At 63.3% G+C, this 18,010-nt stretch carries 14 protein-coding genes; 5 read left to right on the top strand and 9 right to left on the bottom strand.

What is annotated here, in order from left to right; all coding sequences use genetic code 11:
• Nucleotides 1–73: 73 nt before the first annotated feature.
• From lon to AC1L34_RS15520, 3 genes are all read right to left on the bottom strand, one after another.
• Entirely contained in the window at nt 74–2,413 is a 2,340-nt protein-coding gene (gene lon, locus AC1L34_RS15530) for an endopeptidase La (protein WP_424296100.1), read from the bottom strand.
• Between the two features lie 79 nt (nt 2,414–2,492).
• Complete coding sequence (locus AC1L34_RS15525; RefSeq protein ID WP_424296098.1) at nt 2,493–3,092, bottom strand: glyoxalase; 600 nt, start codon at nt 3,090–3,092, stop codon at nt 2,493–2,495.
• A gap of 149 nt (nt 3,093–3,241) precedes the next feature.
• Nucleotides 3,242–4,366, bottom strand: a complete 1,125-nt coding sequence (locus AC1L34_RS15520) for an NDMA-dependent alcohol dehydrogenase (RefSeq protein ID WP_424322284.1) — start codon at nt 4,364–4,366, stop codon at nt 3,242–3,244.
• A gap of 128 nt (nt 4,367–4,494) precedes the next feature.
• Here AC1L34_RS15520 and AC1L34_RS15515 point away from each other — a divergent pair, with 128 nt between their 5' ends.
• The 3 genes from AC1L34_RS15515 (at nt 4,495) to AC1L34_RS15505 (ending at nt 8,002) form a co-directional block, all read left to right on the top strand.
• Nucleotides 4,495–5,529, top strand: coding sequence for an alpha/beta hydrolase (locus AC1L34_RS15515; RefSeq protein WP_480034885.1), 1,035 nt, complete (start codon nt 4,495–4,497; stop codon nt 5,527–5,529).
• Nucleotides 5,530–5,542: 13 nt separating this feature from the next.
• Nucleotides 5,543–7,690 carry an acyltransferase family protein gene (locus AC1L34_RS15510; protein WP_424322285.1) on the top strand — a complete coding sequence of 716 codons (2,148 nt, stop codon included), beginning with the start codon at nt 5,543–5,545 and terminating at the stop codon, nt 7,688–7,690.
• Nucleotides 7,691–7,774: 84 nt separating this feature from the next.
• Entirely contained in the window at nt 7,775–8,002 is a 228-nt protein-coding gene (locus AC1L34_RS15505) for a hexameric tyrosine-coordinated heme protein (protein WP_424293264.1), read from the top strand.
• Between the two features lie 24 nt (nt 8,003–8,026).
• On the opposite strand, the gene AC1L34_RS15500 is transcribed toward AC1L34_RS15505, so the two are convergent.
• From AC1L34_RS15500 to AC1L34_RS15485, 4 genes are all read right to left on the bottom strand, one after another.
• Entirely contained in the window at nt 8,027–8,629 is a 603-nt protein-coding gene (locus AC1L34_RS15500) for a hypothetical protein (protein ID WP_424322286.1), read from the bottom strand.
• Nucleotides 8,630–8,660: 31 nt separating this feature from the next.
• Nucleotides 8,661–9,269 (bottom strand): SanA/YdcF family protein, encoded by a 609-nt coding sequence (locus AC1L34_RS15495; RefSeq protein ID WP_424293266.1) that lies wholly within the window; start codon nt 9,267–9,269, stop codon nt 8,661–8,663.
• Between the two features lie 24 nt (nt 9,270–9,293).
• Complete coding sequence (locus AC1L34_RS15490; protein ID WP_424293267.1) at nt 9,294–9,662, bottom strand: hypothetical protein; 369 nt, start codon at nt 9,660–9,662, stop codon at nt 9,294–9,296.
• Between the two features lie 257 nt (nt 9,663–9,919).
• Nucleotides 9,920–11,194: a hypothetical protein gene (locus AC1L34_RS15485; RefSeq protein ID WP_424293268.1), complete on the bottom strand. Its 1,275-nt coding sequence runs from the start codon at nt 11,192–11,194 to the stop codon at nt 9,920–9,922.
• A gap of 370 nt (nt 11,195–11,564) precedes the next feature.
• On the opposite strand from AC1L34_RS15485, the gene AC1L34_RS15480 reads away from it, so the two are divergent.
• A complete protein-coding gene (locus tag AC1L34_RS15480; RefSeq protein ID WP_480034884.1) occupies nt 11,565–14,606 on the top strand; it encodes a (Fe-S)-binding protein in 3,042 nt (1,013 codons plus the stop codon).
• A 116-nt stretch (nt 14,607–14,722) separates the two neighbouring features.
• On the opposite strand, the gene AC1L34_RS15475 is transcribed toward AC1L34_RS15480, so the two are convergent.
• Complete coding sequence (locus tag AC1L34_RS15475) at nt 14,723–15,631, bottom strand: hypothetical protein (protein ID WP_424293270.1); 909 nt, start codon at nt 15,629–15,631, stop codon at nt 14,723–14,725.
• Between the two features lie 101 nt (nt 15,632–15,732).
• Nucleotides 15,733–16,605: an exodeoxyribonuclease III gene (locus tag AC1L34_RS15470; protein ID WP_480034883.1), complete on the bottom strand. Its 873-nt coding sequence runs from the start codon at nt 16,603–16,605 to the stop codon at nt 15,733–15,735.
• Between the two features lie 58 nt (nt 16,606–16,663).
• Between AC1L34_RS15470 and AC1L34_RS15465 the strand changes: the two genes are divergently transcribed.
• On the top strand, nt 16,664–17,917 hold the full coding sequence (locus tag AC1L34_RS15465) for a pyridoxal phosphate-dependent aminotransferase (RefSeq protein ID WP_424293272.1): 1,254 nt from the start codon (nt 16,664–16,666) through the stop codon (nt 17,915–17,917).
• Nucleotides 17,918–18,010: the final 93 nt, after the last annotated feature.

The raw sequence follows: 18,010 nt of genomic DNA, 5'->3' as shown, positions 1-18,010 counted from the left end.
ATCGTTTTGGACCATACTCACGCAAAAGTGGCCGGTCGGTCATCAGAACGACAACCGACCGGCCACCCTAGTTTTACGCTGCCGCGTGCGCTTCGACAGCCTCCTCCAAAGCCTGCGCGACGATCACCGCAACGTCGGTCATCGGGCGCACGTCGAGCTTGTCGAGGACTTCGGCTGGCACGTCGTCGAGGTCGGCCTCGTTGCGCTGCGGGATGAAGATGGTCTTCAGCCCGTTGCGTTGCGCGGCCAGCAACTTCTGCTTGACGCCGCCGATCGGGAGGACCCGACCGTTCAGCGTGACCTCGCCGGTCATGCCGACATCGCTGCGGACGCGACGACCGGTCAGCATCGACACCAGCGCCGTCACCATCGTGACACCCGCCGACGGACCGTCCTTCGGGACCGCGCCCGCCGGGAAGTGGATGTGCACCGTCCCGTTCAGCGCGGCCGGATCGATCCCGAAGTCGGCAGCGTGGGCCTGAACGTAGCTCAGCGCAATCTGCGCCGACTCCTTCATCACGTCACCCAACTGTCCAGTCAGCTTCAGTTGCGGGCCGGTCGGCGCATCCTTGTCCGACGTTCCGGCAGCCTTGAGCGCCTCGATGAACAGCACGTCGCCGCCCATGCCCGTCACAGCCAAGCCGGTCGCGACGCCAGGCACCTCGGTGCGTTCGGCAGTCTCCGGCATGAACCGCGGACGGCCCAGGTAGTCGTTGAGATCGGCGACGTCGACGACGATGCGTTCGCCGTCGGCCTTCACCGCCACCTTGCGGGCCACCTTCGCGAGCATCCGCTCGAACTGTCGCACGCCCGGTTCGCGGGTGTAGTTGGCGGCAATTTCGCGGAGTGCAGCGTCGGTGACTTCAACGTCGTCGGACGTCAGTGCGGCACGTTCCATCTGACGCGGGACCAGGTAGTCCCGGGCGATGGCGACCTTGTCGTCCTCGGTGTAGCCGTCGATCGTGACCAATTCCATGCGGTCGATCAGGGCCGACGGAATGTTCTCGACAACGTTGGCGGTCGCGAGGAACACCACGTCCGACAAGTCGAGGTCCAGGTCCAGGTAGTGGTCGCGGAACGTGTGGTTCTGCGCTGGATCGAGCACCTCGAGCAAGGCAGCGGCGGGGTCGCCGCGGTAGTCGGAACCAACCTTGTCGATCTCGTCGAGCAGCACGACCGGGTTCATCGATCCCGCTTCACCGATAGCTCGCACAATACGGCCAGGCAAGGCACCGACGTAGGTGCGACGGTGACCGCGGATCTCGGCCTCATCGCGCACGCCACCAAGAGCAACGCGCACAAAGTTGCGGCCCAACGCCCGAGCCACCGACTCGCCGAGCGACGTCTTACCGACGCCGGGAGGTCCAGCCAGAAGCATCACGGCACCTGACCCACGACCGCCAACAACGGACAGTCCGCGCTCAGCACGCCGCGACCGGACAGCCAGGTATTCGACGATCCGGTCTTTCACATCGTCGAGGCCGTGATGGTCGGCGTCGAGGATTTCCCGAGCGCCAGCCAAGTCCGTTGCGTCGTCCGTCGTGACCGACCACGGCAGATCGAGGACAGTATCGAGCCAGGTGCGGATCCAACCCGTTTCCGGACTCTGGTCGCTGGCACGTTCCAGCTTCCCGACCTCCCGCAACGCCGCCTCGCGGACATTGTCGGGCAAGTCGGCCGCTTCCACCCGACCGCGGTAATCTTCGGCGCCGTCGGGCTCGTCTTCGCCGAGTTCCTTGCGGATGGCGTTGAGTTGCTGGCGCAGCAGGAATTCCTTCTGCGTCTTCTCCATGCCGTCGCGGACGTCGTTGGCGATCTTGTCGCTGACTTCCGTTTCGGCCAGATTGTCGCTGGTCCAAGAGATCAGTAGGCGCAGTCGTTCATCGACGTCCGGGGTTTCGAGGAGTTCACGCTTTTGGTTGTCGTTCATCCACGAGGCGTAGCCGGCGGTGTCGGCGAGGGCCGACGGTTCGGTGATCTTGTTGACGGCGTCGATCACCTGCCAGGCCTCACGACGCTGGAGCATCGCGAGGATCACCTTGCGGTACTCGGCGGCTAATGCCGCCGTGGCGTCGGTGGTGGCCGATTCGTCGACCGTCTCCACCTCCACCCAGAGCGCTGCGCCCGGCCCGGTGGTGCCGGTACCGATGTGGGCGCGTTGTTCGCCGCGGACCACCGCGACCGAGTTGTCCCGTCCGGGCATACGCCCGACCTGCATGATTGACGCGATGACGCCGTACGTCGGGTAGCGGTCGTCGAGGCGCGGAGCAATCAGCAGTTTGCCGTCGTCGCTGGCGCGGGCGGCGTCGACGGCCGCCTGCGCGGTGTCGTCGAGCGGGACCGGGACCACCATTCCGGGCAGCACCACCAGGTCGGGGACAAAGAGGACGGGAACTGAATAAGTGTCAGACATCAAACCTCCAAAGTTAAGCCTGTCCGACTCAACCCATGGGGGTTGCGGTTTGTTCCGGGGTGGTGTTCGCCGTCAGCGATCAGGCCCAAACAAACCCGTCCGGGTCGACGAAGCCCGGTCCGGCACCGCCGATCACCAGCCGATGCGATCCGCTTCCTTCCGGTGAAACGCCGGCGTCCTTCGCTGCAGCCTTGCGTCCGTAGAGCGCCAAGGTGACTGCGCCGTCGCCGCCGAACTCGACGTACTTGCGGCCGAAACTCTTCTCGACCGGCAGGCCTTGCTCTTCGTAGAACGACTTGCTGACGGAAATATCGCCGGTGCCGAGAAGGAGAACCATCGAGTCGATGGTCCGCGGTGGTGCTCCGGTGGGCTTCTTCGACGACGCCGCGACCTTCCAGATGGCGCCATCGGGCGCCTGCAGCACGCCGCCGTAACCCCAGAACGACTTTTTCGCCGGCTTGATCTCTCGGGCACCGGCAGCCAGAGCCGGTTCGATGAAGGAGTCGACGACCGTCGGATCAGCCACGACGAGCGAGGTGACGAAACCGCGGAAGCCGGACGAGGGTTCCGCACCTTCGACGAGTTGGAGACGGTCGGAGATTCCGAACGCGCTGTCGTAGAACTTTTGCGCCGACGCCACGTCGTTGACCTGAAGGGTGATTGCGTTGATTTTTGTCATGCCTTCGACGCTACGACCTGGCACGAGCGTGCGCTTCTTGAAAACTGATCGATGTCAGCACCCCCCACAACCACTTACTCCGTCGATTAGGCCCAAATACTGGGCCTAATCAACGGAGTAAGTGATCTGGTCAACCTAGAAGCGTGGGCCTACCAGTCGGACTCGTCGAAGACGACCATGCCGCGGATGTTGTTGCCTTCGAGCATGTCGTCGTAGGCGCGGTTGATGTCTTCCAGCTTGTAGGTCTGGGTCACGAGGTCCGAGAGGTTGAGCTGCCCTGCGCGGTACTCGTTAAGGAGCTTCGGAACCTGGGTGCGGGGGCCTGCGCCACCGAAAATGGCGCCCTGAAGGCGCTTCTGCAGCAGCGTCATCTCGAACAGGTTGAGGCTCACGTCCATGGCGGCGTAATCACCCATGCCGACAACAACCGCCTGGCCACCCTTGCCGGTCAACGCCATGGCGGGCGCAATGTATTCGCCCTTCATCTCGCCAATGGTGAGGACAACGGTGTTGGCCATGGTGCCCCACGTCATTTCGCCGACCGCCGGAATGGCGGCCTCCATGCTCTCGAACGTGTGGGTCGCGCCGAGCTTCTCGGCCATGTCGCGTTTGAACTTCACCGGGTCAACAGCCACGACGTGCCGTGCGCCAGCAGCCTTCGCACCCTGGATCGCGTTAATACCGACCCCGCCGATACCGACAACGACGACGGTGTCGCCGACGCGCGTGCCGCCAATCTCGGTGACCGAACCCCAACCGGTCGCGATACCGCAACCAAGGAGCGCCGCCTGCTGCAGCGGAATGTCGTCCTCGATCTTCACCAGCGACGCCTGGTTGACGGTGATGTACGGCGAGAACGTGCCAAGCAAGCACATCTGAGTAAGACCGACGTCGCCTTGGGTGACGCGGTGCGTCTTGTCCGAAATCGAAAGGCCAGTCAGCAGGCCGGCACCCTCGTCACAGATGTTCTGCGCGCCTCGCGAACACGGGCCACAAACGCCGCAAGCGGGGATGAACGCGGTGACGACGTGGTCGCCCTCGGCGAACCGGGTGACGCCTTCGCCCACCTTGACGACAACGCCCGCACCCTCGTGACCGCCGACCACCGGGAACGGTGCCGGACTCTGTCCGGTCCGGAGGTGGTGGTCGGAGTGGCACAAGCCGGTACTAGCCAGGCGCACCTGAACCTCGCCGGCAACCGGGTCGCCGAGCTCGACCTCCTCAATTTGCCACTCCTCGTTAACCCCATGCAGGACTGCGGCTTTCGTCTTCATCGCGATCACGCCTACTTTCCACTTGTGTGTCTGCCATCACAGATGACGGTCGTATCTCATCCTGGCCGTGAATCGGCAGTCGCGCAGGACTTAAGGGAAACGCAAGGAGCCGTCGGAACAATGGAGACGTGAAACCCGCGCGCAGGCACCCGCTACTCACCAGCGCCGCATCGACCTTTTTGGCGGCACTGGCAGTTGTGGCGCTTCTGATCCCGCAGGCCTCGGCTCGGCCAACCAATCGGGTCGTGAAGCCGACCGCGCAGCACTCCGTGACGTACGCGCCGACCGCCCGGATCCCGTACCGGGCCGTCAACGCCGATCCCACTCAGAATTACGCCGACCTCTTCCTTCCCGCCGACTACTCCAGTCGCACCAACATCCCGATCGCGGTGCTGATCCATGGCGGATCATGGGCTCGCGGGGTCACCGCCCGGAGCTTCAACCACCTCGCGCACGACCTCACCACCCGCGGAATCGCCGTCTACAACGTCGAATACCGTCGCGTCGGGACCGGCGGCGGCTGGCCGACCACCTTCACCGACGTCGGGACCGCACTCGATAATCTTCCACTCGTCGCGCAGAGATACCCGCAGATTGGCCTCGCAAACTCGGTCCTGGTCGGCCACAGTGCGGGTGCCCAACTGGCGGCGTGGGCTGGGCTTCGGACTGCCGCCGAACCGGCGCTGTCGCTGGGTGCCCCGCGTTGGATACCGTCGAGGATCGTCAGCATCTCCGGCCCACTCGACATGCGGATGGCTGCCCGGCACGGCGACAGCCGCATCGTTCGAGTACTCGGCGGCTCGCCGACCGCAGTCGCCAGCAGGTACCGCACTGTTGACCCGATGCAGGTCGCCAACCGCGCCGATGCCAGCGCCCCCACCTTCATCGCCATCCACGGCACTTCCGACCACGTGGTGTCTGACCTGAACTCTGTCCTCTTTATGTCCGAGTACCTGGCGCACGGAGGCCACGGGGAACTCCGACTACTCCCCGGCATCACCCACACCTCCATGTTTCGGGGAAAGTCGCCAACCTATGCATCGCTCGTCGAACTGATTGCGACCGCCGCCACCACAAACCCCGGCCCATCGGTCGGACGTCGCTCGGACGACGGACAACGCGCCGAACCGGCAGAATGGCAATTGACTACGCCACCCCAGTAGCATCCGCATGGTGATGTCTGTACGGAACGGTTCGGCGAAGCTCTCACCGCCTCGTCCCAATGAGGACGCCGCGACAGGCAACACATCCGGTTACCGTCTCGATCTGGACGGCCTTCGCGGTATCGCAATTTTCCTTGTCGCCGTCTTCCACGTGTGGTTTGGCCGCGTTTCGGGCGGCGTCGACGTCTTCCTCACGCTGTCCGGTTACTTCTTCGTCGCCTCACTGCTTAAGCATGTGGTGAAGACGCAGCCCACGAATGTGTCGTGGCGCGAAGCCGTGAATCCGTGGCCGCGGTTGTCGCGCCTGCTGCGCCGCCTGATTCCGGCGATGTTCTTGCTCCTGGCGCTCATCGCGGCGGGCGTGTGGTGGCTGATGCCGACCACCCGTTGGGGCCCGCTCGGCAAAGAGATCATCGCGTCGGCGCTCTATTACCAGAACTATCACCTGGCGTTTCTGTCGCAGGATTACGGCGCAGCCAACTCGGCCGTCAGTCCCATGCAGCACCTGTGGTCAATGTCGATGCAGGGGCAGTTCTTTGTCCTCACCCTGCTGACGGCCCTTGCCCTCGGCGGCCTCCTCAAGTGGGGCGGCAAGCGCTGGGAAGTCCTGACCAGGTACAACGTAATCCGCGGGATCGTTGGCGGGGCCCTTCTCGCCGTCACCGTCGTATCGTTCGCATGGGCCAACTACCGCCACGGCATCAACCAACCGTTCAACTACTACGACACCGTCGCCCGCATGTGGGAACCAATGGCTGGCGGACTGCTCGCCATCTGGATGCCGCGCCTGGCGATAGCGAACTGGCTCCGGAACCTGCTGACCGTCTTCGCGGTCACAATGATCGCCACGTCGGGCATTTGGATCGCAGGCGTCCAGGAGTACCCGGGTCTGCTCGCCTTGGTGCCGGTCGGTTCCACCCTCTTGCTGATTTGGATCGGCTCGTCGGCCACCGCGCCCCGCCCGGTTCCCGGCAACGACCTCAGCTTCGCCGGCCGCGTGTTAGCCCATCCGTGGATCGTGTGGCTCGGTTCCATCGCATACTCGCTGTACCTCATCCACTGGCCGCTGCTGGTGTTCTACCTGAGTTGGCGGGGCATCGACCACGCCACCTTCGTCGAAGGCACCGCGATTTTGCTGATCTCGGTGCTCGCCGCGTGGGTGATGACGCGATACCTCGAGGCTCCGCTCCGAGCAGGTCGCGGCGGCGGCTTCTCGCAGCGGTACCGGCGGATCCTCACAATCGGCTTGGTCATCGCGTCGCTGTTCGCGTTCACCAGCGCCGGATATTGGCAGTATCGGCAGAGCAAACTGATCATCGATACCGCCAACCTCGACGCCCGCCAGTACCCCGGTGCCCGCGCCCTACTCGATGGCGCGCCTGTGCCCGCAGTCCCCGTCGCACCATCGCCGGAAGCGGCCGCCAACGATTGGCCGCTCAGCCACGGCCCCAACTTCTCCAACTTCGGCGACCCAGCCATCAAGGTCGGCGTGTACGGCGATCCCGCCGGTACCCACACCATGGCGGTCGTCGGCGGATCGCACTCCGAACATTGGATGACGGCCCTCGACGAGATCGGCAAAGAGCGCGGCTTCCGTGTCACCACTTACATGAAGGCCGGTTGCGCACTGTCGACCGAGGCCGAAGTCGAAATCGACGGTCGTACGTTGACCGAGTGCAACGACTGGACGCGCCGCGTGATGGATAAGCTCGCCGTCGACAAGCCCGATGTGGTGTTCACGACGGCCACGCGGCCAGCGGACGACCGAGCGAAAGGCGACGTGGTCCCCAAGGGGTATATCGACATCTTCGACGAGTTCCGCGAACGCGGGCAGAAGGTCGTTGCCGTCCGCGACACCCCGTGGCCGCGGGGCGCAAAGTCGCCGCCGGACTGCCTGGCGTCGGGCAACCTGCCGCGTGTGTGCGGCGTGTCACGAGCCCGCGCACTGTCGCCGGTGAATCCGGCGGATGCGTTGATCCCCGACTACCCGAACATGTCGTTCCTCGACTACAGCGATGGTTTCTGCACGGCCGACTACTGTTCGGCGGTTGTCGGCAACATCCTCGTCTGGCACGACCGTCACCACGTCTCGACGGCGTTTATGCGGAGCCTGGTGCCATTCCTGGATCGCGACCTGCAGAAGGCCACCGGTTGGTGGTAGTCGGGCGAAATATCCGACCCTCCAAGTAAAATCGGCATGCCCGATGCGACTTTTCGCCGGGCTAGCGAATCGAGAGGGAAACACATGACTGACACCTGGCTCACCAGCCTCACCACGAAGACTCCGCAAGAGGGTTTCGAACTCGCGATCACGCTGAGCCGACGTGGCGTTAAGTACACCCAGCCAGACGGCGAAGTGCTCCACAAGCTTCGCCCCAACTATGCAGAAGATGCCGACTCGCTGATCGCTGGCTCGCAGGTGGTGGCACTTAATTTCCAGACAGTCGCCGCCGCCAACAACTACTGGCGCTAACGAACGCCCGCTAATGGGTGCCCGCTAATGGACGGGAGAGCGGCCGCCGAAGTGACACACCACGGCGGCGGCCCGCCCCCGCGCAGCAGCCGTCACCAGCACCACTTCCCGAAACCCGTCGGTCCTGGCTTTCAGTAGCCCGCCGATCGCCGTGGCCGCAGGTTGCAGACTGCGCCCCTCGGGAAGCACGGCGACAATCGGAGCAGCACTGTCGACGGTGGCCAGGACATGTTCCACGGCGACCCGCGATGCACCCGTCGATGCTTCAGTTCCAGCTAGCACCAGTGCCGCACCATCTGCGACGACGAGAACCACCCCGCCGCGCTGTGCCAGCACCGATGAGCCAACCGCGATCGAGGACGGCACCCCACAGCCGTCCTCGACCACGTCCAATGCGGTGACGGATTGCCCCCGTACGCGCAAACCTGCGCACACTCCGGCCGCAGATTGCGATGGCCTGTCACCCCAGTGCGACGGTGCCACGTAGATGACACACGACAGTTCTTCGACGTCACGTCCGGCGTCGTCAAACGCGTCACGGGCAGACTGGAGTTCGTCGTGCTCGTGAACCGCAATCCCGGTCACCACGACAGCACGGTTCATCCGGTCGCGGGGGTCGTCAGCCATTCCCCCACGCTACGGCCGCAGGCACCCCTAATCAGCCGTCCGAATGACCGGCGCGCAGCGCGTCGATGACGGCGCGCGGCCGGGACAGCAGCGCCTCACGAAATTGGTTGCGAATCAGGCTGAGGGTTGAGCATTGATTGCACGGCGCGATCACACCGGTGGCATCGATTCCCCACGCCTGGCACAGCGTCACCGCTCTCGCGATGTGGAAGTTCTGGGTCACGATCGTGGCCGAGTCGATGCCGTAGATCGCGGCCGCACGACGACATGTCGCATTGGTGTTGAGACCGAGACGGTCGTCGGTGATGGCCGTCGACGGTACGCCAGCGGCCTCGAGATAGTTCCGCATCACCGTAACTTCGTTACCTGCGGAGTCGGAATCGTTGCCGGAGTTTAGGATTCGATCGATACGACCATCCCGATAGGCCGCAATGGCAACGTCGAGGCGGGCTCCGACGTAGTCGCCGACCTGGCCGTCGCGGACCTTGGCGCCAAGCACAATCATGGTGCGCGGCGCATCCTCAGCGATTGCCGCGGCGTCGACCACGCGTCCGCGCGACCCGAGCCACACCCACAGCGACGCAATCGTCACGAGGACTTCCACCGCGAGCACTGCGGCGGTCAGGAATCGAATGCGCACGCGATCACGGTAGAGGACGCGACGTCAGCCCTCCAACGGCAGTTCTGTCCACGTCACTTCGGCGGTGTCGAGGGACACGAGGACCTTCTCGTAGAAGCAATCGACGACGTAACCCAGCGACTCAGCCACATCCTGGCCGCCGGAAGAGAAGACCATATCGGCACCCCCATCTCCGGCGGCCAGAAGTTCGACGCTGCACCCACCGCCAGAGAAGACATTGCTGCCCTCTTCTCGCGAGAGGCTAGCCAACCAGTCGTTCAGCAATGCATCCAACTGCGCGGGATCCGCGCCGCGCAGCATCATCGCGAGGCTGGCCTTCTTCCTGAGGCCCGGATTATCTGGGCCCCAGATCCAGTCCATGTTCATGGTGTAGCGCAGGTTCGCCTCGCTCATGAGTTCTCAACTTTCCGGCGTTTAGAAAGCCCGCCCCGTGCGAGTGCTCGGGGCGGGCTTTGGAGAATCTTCAGGCTAGGCCATGCCGCTTGTCATCAAGGCCACCGTTGCACCCACAGCGAAGTAGCTCGTCACCTGTTTGCGAATTCGAGCCCAAACGGTCATCGTCGGTCCTCTCTGAATCACTTGGTCAGCTTTTGCTTGACCCCAACATAAGCTCAAGTGACACGTATCACATACAGATTCCCCAATTCCGATTATTCGGTCACGAGACTGCTGTCGTCAGCGGCCGGTGCGGCAGCTTCCTCAACAACCGGCTCGACGACGGGTGCGTCAACAACCGGGTCAGCAACCGACTCCACGACGGGCTCTACGACAGTCGGCTCCGGGGCAGGCTCCACGACGGGCTCGACGACGGTCGGCTCCGGGGCAGGCGCTGCGGCAATCTCCGGCGCCAAGACGGTCGATTCGGCAACGGGAGTCACGTCGGCCGGTGCGGGCACTTGTTGCTGGGCTTGGGTCTGCCCGAAGAGGTCAGTACCCAACTTCGGGCCGTCGTCGGTCATCGTCACGCGCAGAAGGTCGCTCGTGAAGGACGGAATTACCTTTCCGGTCAGAATGTCGGTGACCGACGCCGGGAAAGGTGCCGCGATGCCCAGGGCAGCGACAGTATCGAGCAGGTCGTTCAGCGGCGCCAACGGCGCGGCGAAGGTCAGCGAGAACGGATTCTTGATCGCATATACGACGGGCCCGTCCCCCTGCTGCGACTTCTGGAAGATGAATGCCACGCTGGTGCACGAGGAGAAATTCTCGCCGGTCACACCGTCCGACACTTGCGCCGATCCGTAGGCCGCAGTACAGATGGCCGACGACAGCTTGGGGTCGGACGCGCCGGATGCGGCATCGAGGACGCCGACCGCCGAGGCAAAACCACCGAGCGCGGTGGCCGAAGCATTCTCGCCCATACCCAGCGCAATCGCGATGCCAGCAGGCAGTGCCAGCACTGAAGTCTTAGACATGCCCGTTGCGATCGAGAGTCCAAGTCCTCCGATTGCACGCGAGTCGGCCACTCCGCCGAGTGACCCCACCGAGATCGCGGCCGAGGCGATCGCGTGGGCGTTCGCGTTTGCGGTACCCGCGACGGAGATTGCCGATGCGAGGCCCGAACCAGTGATGGTCGCCGACCCTGCATCGACGAAATCGCCGAGGATCGGCTTCAGGCTGATTGCCGTTGCCGAGTTGAGGTCGGACAGATTGATTCCGGCGTCCGGCAGGATCAGCCCGAGGAGACCGTCACCCAGTTTGGCAATGATGGCCGGTGCCGCTTTGCGGCAGTTCGCGGTGTCGCCGAACTCGGTCGCTGCCGCGTCGCCCGGTTGGCAGACCACAACGGGGAGGTCCGGTGCTGCCTGGGCTGGCGCCGGGGCGATACCGGTTGCCAAGAGTGCGGAGGAGGCGGCCAGCGCCGTCACCCCCGCGAGCATTCTGGGGGTGCGACGCCTGGTGCGCGGCCGGTCGTTAAGCAAGGTCACGTGGGACTTCTTTCGGTAGTGATGGAGAGAAAAGCCAAAGTTTGCGCGCGCCCCCGAAAGTCCAAATAGACCCGCTTGCGAACTTCTACTGAAGAGTAACTTTGGTGTGACGTGCCACACCTTCAATCGTTCAGCTGACACAAATCGGCGGCACAAAATTGACGTTGCGCGTCAGATGAACGTGACGCAGCATGCACCCAACCAACTAGACCCACTTATTACTCGTGGGTAACATGAGTCCACGCAGACCGTGAACAGGAATCTCCCCGCCAACTTAGGTAATCCTTTGCAGCGCTGAGCAGGGTTGACCAATTACGGTTACCAGGAATAAAGGTTCGGTACGACCTGGAAAGAAAGGCCGGTACTTCCAGTGACAACCACTACCGCTGTGATCGGAACCATCGCAGCGCTGATCAGTCTCGTCTGTTGGGCGCTCTTTTTACGCGGTGTCTTCACGATGGTGCGCTCGATCGCACAAGGACAGAAGGTCGAATCCGAGCGATTCGCCTACCCGCTTAAACGCCTCGGGACGATGCTCAAAGAGTTCGTCGCCCACACCCGTATGACCAAGTTCCGCACCGTCGGATGGGCTCACTGGCTGGTGATGTTCGGCTTCCTGCTGGGCGCGATCTTCTGGTTTGAGGCGTACGGCCAGATCTACGATCCCGCCTTCCACTGGCCGATCATCGGCAGCTGGAACATCTACATCTTTGCTGACGAAATCCTCGGCCTCGGAACGGTAATCGGCATCGTTACGCTGATCATCCTTCGCCAGCTGAACCACCCCCGCCTGCCCAAGCGCCTCTCGCGCTTCTCCGGTTCGCGTTTCGGTGCCGCCTACTTTGTTGAGCTGGTTGTGCTCATCGAAGGCCTCGGCATGATCTTCGTGAAGACCTTCAAGATTTCCTCGGGCCTCGAAGATCCGCCAATGTGGACCTCATTCTTCACCAAGAACTTTGCGCAGCTGTTCGACGGAAGCTCTGTCTACTGGGTTACCGCCGCTGCCGTCGTGAAGCTGATGAGCGGCATGATCTGGCTGGCCGTGGTTGGTCTCAACATCGACTGGGGTGTCGCTTGGCACCGCTTCTCGGCATTCCCCAACATCCTGTTCAAGCGCGAATCTGACGGCGGCGTCGCACTGGGTGCAGCCAAGCCGATGATGAGCCAGGGCAAGGTCCTCGACATGGAGACCGCCGACCCCGACGTCGACGCGTTCGGCGCAGGCAAGATCGAAGACTTCAGCTGGAAGGGCTGGCTCGACTTCACCACCTGTACCGAGTGTGGTCGTTGCCAGAGCCAGTGCCCCGCATGGAACACCGGTAAGCCGCTGTCGCCGAAGCTGATGATGATGTCGCTGCGCGACCATGGTCAGGCCAAGGCCCCGTACCTGTTCGCCGGTGGCCGCAAGGACATGGGTGGCGACGAAGTCGGCATCGTCGACAAGGACGGAAACGTCGACGAAGCACGTCTAGCGAAGGTCCCCGAGGCTGCCCGCCTCGAAGCCGGGCGCAAGCTGGTCGGCGAATCCGAAGGCACCACCGGCGCCGTCATCGACGCCGAAGCGCTGTGGAGCTGCACCATGTGTGGCGCCTGCGTGGAACAGTGCCCCGTCGACATCGAGCACGTCGACCACTTCATCGACATGCGCCGCTACCAGGTGCTGATCGAGTCGGACTTCCCGTCCGAGCTGGCTGGCATGTTCAAGAATCTCGAGAACAAGGGCAACCCGTGGGGCCAGAACGCCTCACAGCGCACCGCCTGGATCGACGAGATGGACATCAACATTCCGGTGTACGGCAAGGACACCGACTCATTTGAGGGCTACGAGTACCTCTTCTGGGTTGGTTGTGCCGGCGCCTACGAGGACCGCGCCAAGCGCACCACAAAGGCCGTCGCCGAACTGCTCGATATCGCGGCCGTCGACTTCATGGTGCTGGGTGAGGGCGAAACCTGTAACGGTGACTCCGCTCGTCGTGCAGGTAACGAGTTCCTGTTCCAGATGCTGGCGCAGCAGAACATCGAAACCTTCAACGAACTGTTTGCGACCGCTCCCGAGCAGCGCAAGAAGATCGTCGTGACCTGTGCCCACTGCTTCAATGCCATCGGCAACGAATACCCGCAGCTGGGCGGCAAGTACGAGGTTGTCCACCACACGCAGCTGCTGAACCGCTTGGTCCGCGAGAAGCGTTTGGTTCCGGTGGCTCCGCCGGCCGGTGAGCAGATCACCTACCACGACCCGTGCTACCTGGGCCGTCACAACCAGATCTACGATGCGCCTCGCGAACTCGTGGAGTCGTCCGGATCGACCCTCACCGAGATGCCTCGCCACGGCGAGCGTTCCATGTGCTGTGGTGCCGGTGGTGCCCGCATGTGGATGGAGGAGCAGACCGGTAAGCGCATCAACATCGACCGTGCCGATGAGGCGCTGAACACGCTGAATTCGCGTCCCAAGGCTGCCGACGGCAGCAAGTCGGTCCGCAAGGTGGCGACGGGTTGCCCGTTCTGCCGCGTGATGCTGACCGACGGTGTCACAGCGCAGACCGCTGGCACCGAGGACGAGGGTCAGGTCGAGGTTGTTGACGTCGCGCAGATCATCCTGGACGGCGTGCTTCGCGGTCGTCAGCAGGTTGAGCGTGGCGGAAAGTTCCTGGGACCAATCCAGACCGAGCGGGCCCCCGAACCCGAACCGGTTGCGGCTGCACCGAAGGCTGCCGCGGCTGCCCCGGCTGCTGCGCCCGCCGCGGCAAAGCCCGCAGTTGGTTTGGCACCGAAGAGTGGCGGACTGAAAAAGCCGGGCGGCTTGAAGAAGCCCGGTGGCGCAGCACCTGCCGCTGCAGCTCCGGCGGCTCCCGCAGCCGAGGCCGCACCCGCAAAGGGTCTGGCCATGGGCGGCGGACTCAAGAAGCCCGGCGGCTTGAAGAAGCCGGGCGGCGCAAAGCCCGCAGCAGCACCGGCAGCTGAGGTCCCGGCAACCGAAGCTCCGGCAACCGAGGCAACCACTGCCAGCACCACCGGCGCAGCCAAGGGCTTCGGCATGGCAGGAGGCTTGAAGAAGCCCGGTGCCAAGAAGCCCGGTGCGGCTAAGCCTGCCGCAGCAGCTCCCGCCGCTGAGGCAACCCCGGTTGCTGAAGCTCCGGCCGCTGAGACTGCTCCGGTTGCTGAAGCACCCGCAGTCACCGAGGGCACCAAAGGTGCAGCGAAGGGCTTCGGCATGGCAGGAGGCTTGAAGAAGCCGGGTGCCAAGAAGCCCGGTGCAGCTAAGCCTGCTGCAGCAGCTCCCGCCGCTGAGGCAACTCCGGTTGCTGAGGCTGCTCCGGCTGCCGAGCCCGAAGCTCCCACCACCGAGGCCGGTCCGGCCAAGGCCAAGGGATTCGGCATGGCTCCCGGCAAGAAGCGCCCCGGAGGCAAGTAAGCACTAAGCAAAAATGCCCGGCTGCACATAGGTGCAGCCGGGCTTTTTTGTTGGCGTTCAACGTTGCCTACATTTTCCTGATTTTCCGGGCACGATGTCGACAACGTTTGCGGGAGCTACTGCCGTCGGGCATTCACCGCATCGGCAACCTCCCGCATGGTTGCGTGCGTGTGGCGCGTCATCATTTCCCACGTGTAGATCAGCGGTAGCCAGCCAGCACCGCCGATCACATTGGTTTTGTGCTGGTCCCGCTGCCACTGCCTGTTGTCGCGGTGAAACTTCCAGCCATGGATCTCGATAGCGATGCGCTCGGAAACCCACGCGAAATCGAGGCGCATACCGCAGAACGGGAATTGCTGGGTCCATCCGGTGATCCCGTATTCGCGTAGGAGCTTCGCGAATAGTCGTTCGGCCGCCGACTCAGAAACATCTTCAGCTGCGGCGAGGAGTCTGCGCGCCTGCCGCATGCCGTGCGCTCCCGAGTTACGACTGAGGCTGGCGCGAAGCTCGGTCAGACCCACTAGATGAATTTGCAGCGCGCGATCCATCATGGAGATGCCTTCCTCAAGCTCGGCCGAAGCGGCGAGAACTGTCAGCGGAAGCCCGGTCACGGAAATCCCCCGAACCACGGCGACGTCCTCCGCTGGGAAGGTTCGGCTTTTCATCTCGACCTCGACCGAACACACCACCTGCTTTCTCGCGGTCCTCGGTATCGAAACGGTGATGGGACTTGGCAACTCCGGAATGAGTCCGTGCCACCACGCTGCCGCCGTCCTGTCGAGCACTCCCCTGTGTGCAGCCACTGCGATCCGGACTCTCGCCGCTGGCGAAAGCTGATGCTCAGCAGAAAGATAAACACCGCTCGCCTCTGCGGTCCACAGTCCCGAATCAAGACGACCTTGGATCCGGTTTCGCGACATTCCCAGGGCAGCTGCCTGCGCCTTCGTAATCACGCCGTCGTGGTCGGCAAGGTGCTGCGCAACAGCCAACGCCGACTGGTTCAGGACCGATGTTTTCTCCCCCATGCGTCTTTAGACGCATTTGCCGCGCGTTCGGTTCCCTCGACACGCAACGTTGCCCACATTTTTCCTGGTTTTCCGGGCACGATGTCGACAACGTTCGCGACTCAACTGCGCTCGTACCCCACGACCACCGGCGCGTGGTCCGACAGCCGCTCGTCCGGGCTGGTCTCCTTGTCCACTTGCACCCATCGGGCGCGTTTGGCGAGGCCCGGCGTGGCGAGTTGGTGATCGATACGCCAGCCGACGTCTTTGGTGAACGACTCGCCCGCCCAACTCCACCAGCTCAGTGGCCCGGGGCGATCGCCGTGTAACTGTCGGACCACATCGACGAGTTTCCGCGGCGAAAGTTGGTCACCGAGCCAGGCGCGCTCTTCGGGGAGGAAGCCTTCCATCTTGTGGGCGGGCCGCCAGTTGGTGACATCGTGTTGGAGGTGCGCGATGTTGAGGTCGCCGATAAGGAGGAACTCGCGACCGGCCCGTTTGGCCGCCAGTCGGTTTCGGTCGAGTTCGCGGGCAAAGCCGTCGAGGAAGGTCATCTTGCGCTGGTGCTTGGCACCTCCGTCGGGCTTCTCTCGAATATTTCCCGGGCGTTGCAGGTTGGCGGGGAGCCCGCCTTTCGGTAGGTAAAGGCAAGCCACCGTGAGGGGTTCCTCACCCAAATCCACTTCGATGTACCGACCGTGATGGGCGTACGGCGCCAGCCCCCGCGCTTTGGGCGGATGCGTCACCCAGGTGCGGTGCGCCAGCGGCGGCACGCGCGTGGCAATCGCGACGCCATTGCGCCCGGGAATCGAGCCGGAATCAAAACACACGGTGTATCCAGGGAATTCGCCGACCAACTCGGCGGGGCTGCGTAGTTCTTGGATGCCAATCACGTCGGGTTGCCTGCGGGCGAGCCACTCGTCGAATCCGCGCCTGCGAGCGGCGCGAATACCGTTGACGTTAAATGAAGCGATCTTCAGCTCGCGGGTTGTCACGCTCACAACTATGCCCGTGCGATGCAATTCGGTTGCGCCGGGCTGACAGAATAAGTCCATGAGCCGACCTCGCGTATCGCACCCCAACGTTCATCTGCGGCCACTCGAGCAGTCTGAGAAGCTGCAGAATGTCTGCTACGAGATCCGCGGCCCCGTGCACGAGCATGCGGCGCGACTCGAATCCGAGGGTCATCGGATCATGAAGCTGAACATCGGCAACCCCGCGTTGTTCGGGTTTGAAGCACCCGACGTGATCATGCGCGACATGATCCACGCGCTCCCCTTCTCTCAGGGTTATTCGGAGTCGGCCGGCGTGCTATCGGCCCGTCGGGCAGTGGTCACGCGCTACGAACTGATCCCCGACTTTCCGTACTTCGACGTCGACGACGTGCTGTTGGGCAACGGTGTTTCCGAGCTCATCACCATGACGATGCAGGCCCTGCTGAACACCGGCGACGAGGTGCTCATCCCGTCACCGGACTACCCGCTGTGGACTGCGATGACGGCGCTTTCGGGCGGCACCCCTGTGCACTATCAGTGCGACGAGAACAACGGCTGGAATCCCAGCATCGAGGACATCGAAGCCAAGATCACGCCGAACACCAAGGCGATCGTGGTGATCAACCCGAATAACCCGACGGGCGCGGTGTATTCGCGCGAGGTGCTGCAGCGCTTGGTAGACCTCGCCCGCAAGCATTCGCTGCTGATTTTGGCCGACGAGATTTACGACAAGATCCTCTACGACGATGCCGAGCACATCAACATCGCGTCGTTGGCTCCGGACTTGTTGGTGTTGACGTTCAACGGATTGTCGAAGGCGTATCGCGTGTGCGGTTACCGCGCGGGCTGGGTGGTTCGGACGGGTCCGAAAGATCACGCCAAGGGCTTTATCGAGGGTATGGGCGTGCTGGCGTCGACGCGACTGTGTGCCAATGTGCCCGCACAGCACGCGATTCAGGTGGCGTTGGGCGGCTACCAGTCCATCGATGCACTAACCGCACCGGGCGGACGGCTGTACGAACAGCGCAATGTGACTTGGCAGAAGCTGAACGAGATTCCCGGAGTGAGCTGTGTGAAACCCATGGGCGCGCTGTACGCCTTCCCTCGGCTCGATCCCGATGTCTACGACATCCGCGACGACGAGCAGCTGGTGCAGGATTTGCTGTTGCAGGAGAAAATTCTGGTTGTGCAGGGGTCCGGTTTCAACCTGTCTGATACCCACCATTTCCGGATTGTGACGCTGCCGTGGGCACAGGATTTGTCAGAGGCCATTGAGCGGATCGGCAACTTCCTGGTGTCGTACCGCCAGTAACTTCGCCCAAACTTAGCCCCGCATCTGCGTATACTCGCAGGTGCGGGGCTTTTTTCTGGTTGTGCTAACAAGTGCTAGCAGTTGTTTGTAACT

This window comes from Gordonia sp. 34D (assembly GCF_056682775.1).
The sequence above is the reverse complement of the archived record's forward strand: the minus strand, read 5'-3'. Positions and strand labels throughout refer to the sequence as shown.

Excerpts from the sequence above, each read along its gene's own strand:
- AC1L34_RS15505 (WP_424293264.1), top strand. The coding sequence starts at position 7,775 with ATGACTGACACCTGGCTCACCAGCCTCACCACGAAGACTCCGCAAGAG.
- AC1L34_RS15490 (WP_424293267.1), bottom strand. The coding sequence starts at position 9,662 with ATGAGCGAGGCGAACCTGCGCTACACCATGAACATGGACTGGATCTGG.
- AC1L34_RS15475 (WP_424293270.1), bottom strand. The coding sequence starts at position 15,631 with ATGGGGGAGAAAACATCGGTCCTGAACCAGTCGGCGTTGGCTGTTGCG.
- AC1L34_RS15520 (WP_424322284.1), bottom strand. The coding sequence starts at position 4,366 with ATGAAGACGAAAGCCGCAGTCCTGCATGGGGTTAACGAGGAGTGGCAA.
- AC1L34_RS15500 (WP_424322286.1), bottom strand. The coding sequence starts at position 8,629 with ATGGCTGACGACCCCCGCGACCGGATGAACCGTGCTGTCGTGGTGACC.
- AC1L34_RS15510 (WP_424322285.1), top strand. The coding sequence starts at position 5,543 with ATGTCTGTACGGAACGGTTCGGCGAAGCTCTCACCGCCTCGTCCCAAT.
- AC1L34_RS15465 (WP_424293272.1), top strand. The coding sequence starts at position 16,664 with ATGAGCCGACCTCGCGTATCGCACCCCAACGTTCATCTGCGGCCACTC.
- lon (WP_424296100.1), bottom strand. The coding sequence starts at position 2,413 with ATGTCTGACACTTATTCAGTTCCCGTCCTCTTTGTCCCCGACCTGGTG.
- AC1L34_RS15525 (WP_424296098.1), bottom strand. The coding sequence starts at position 3,092 with ATGACAAAAATCAACGCAATCACCCTTCAGGTCAACGACGTGGCGTCG.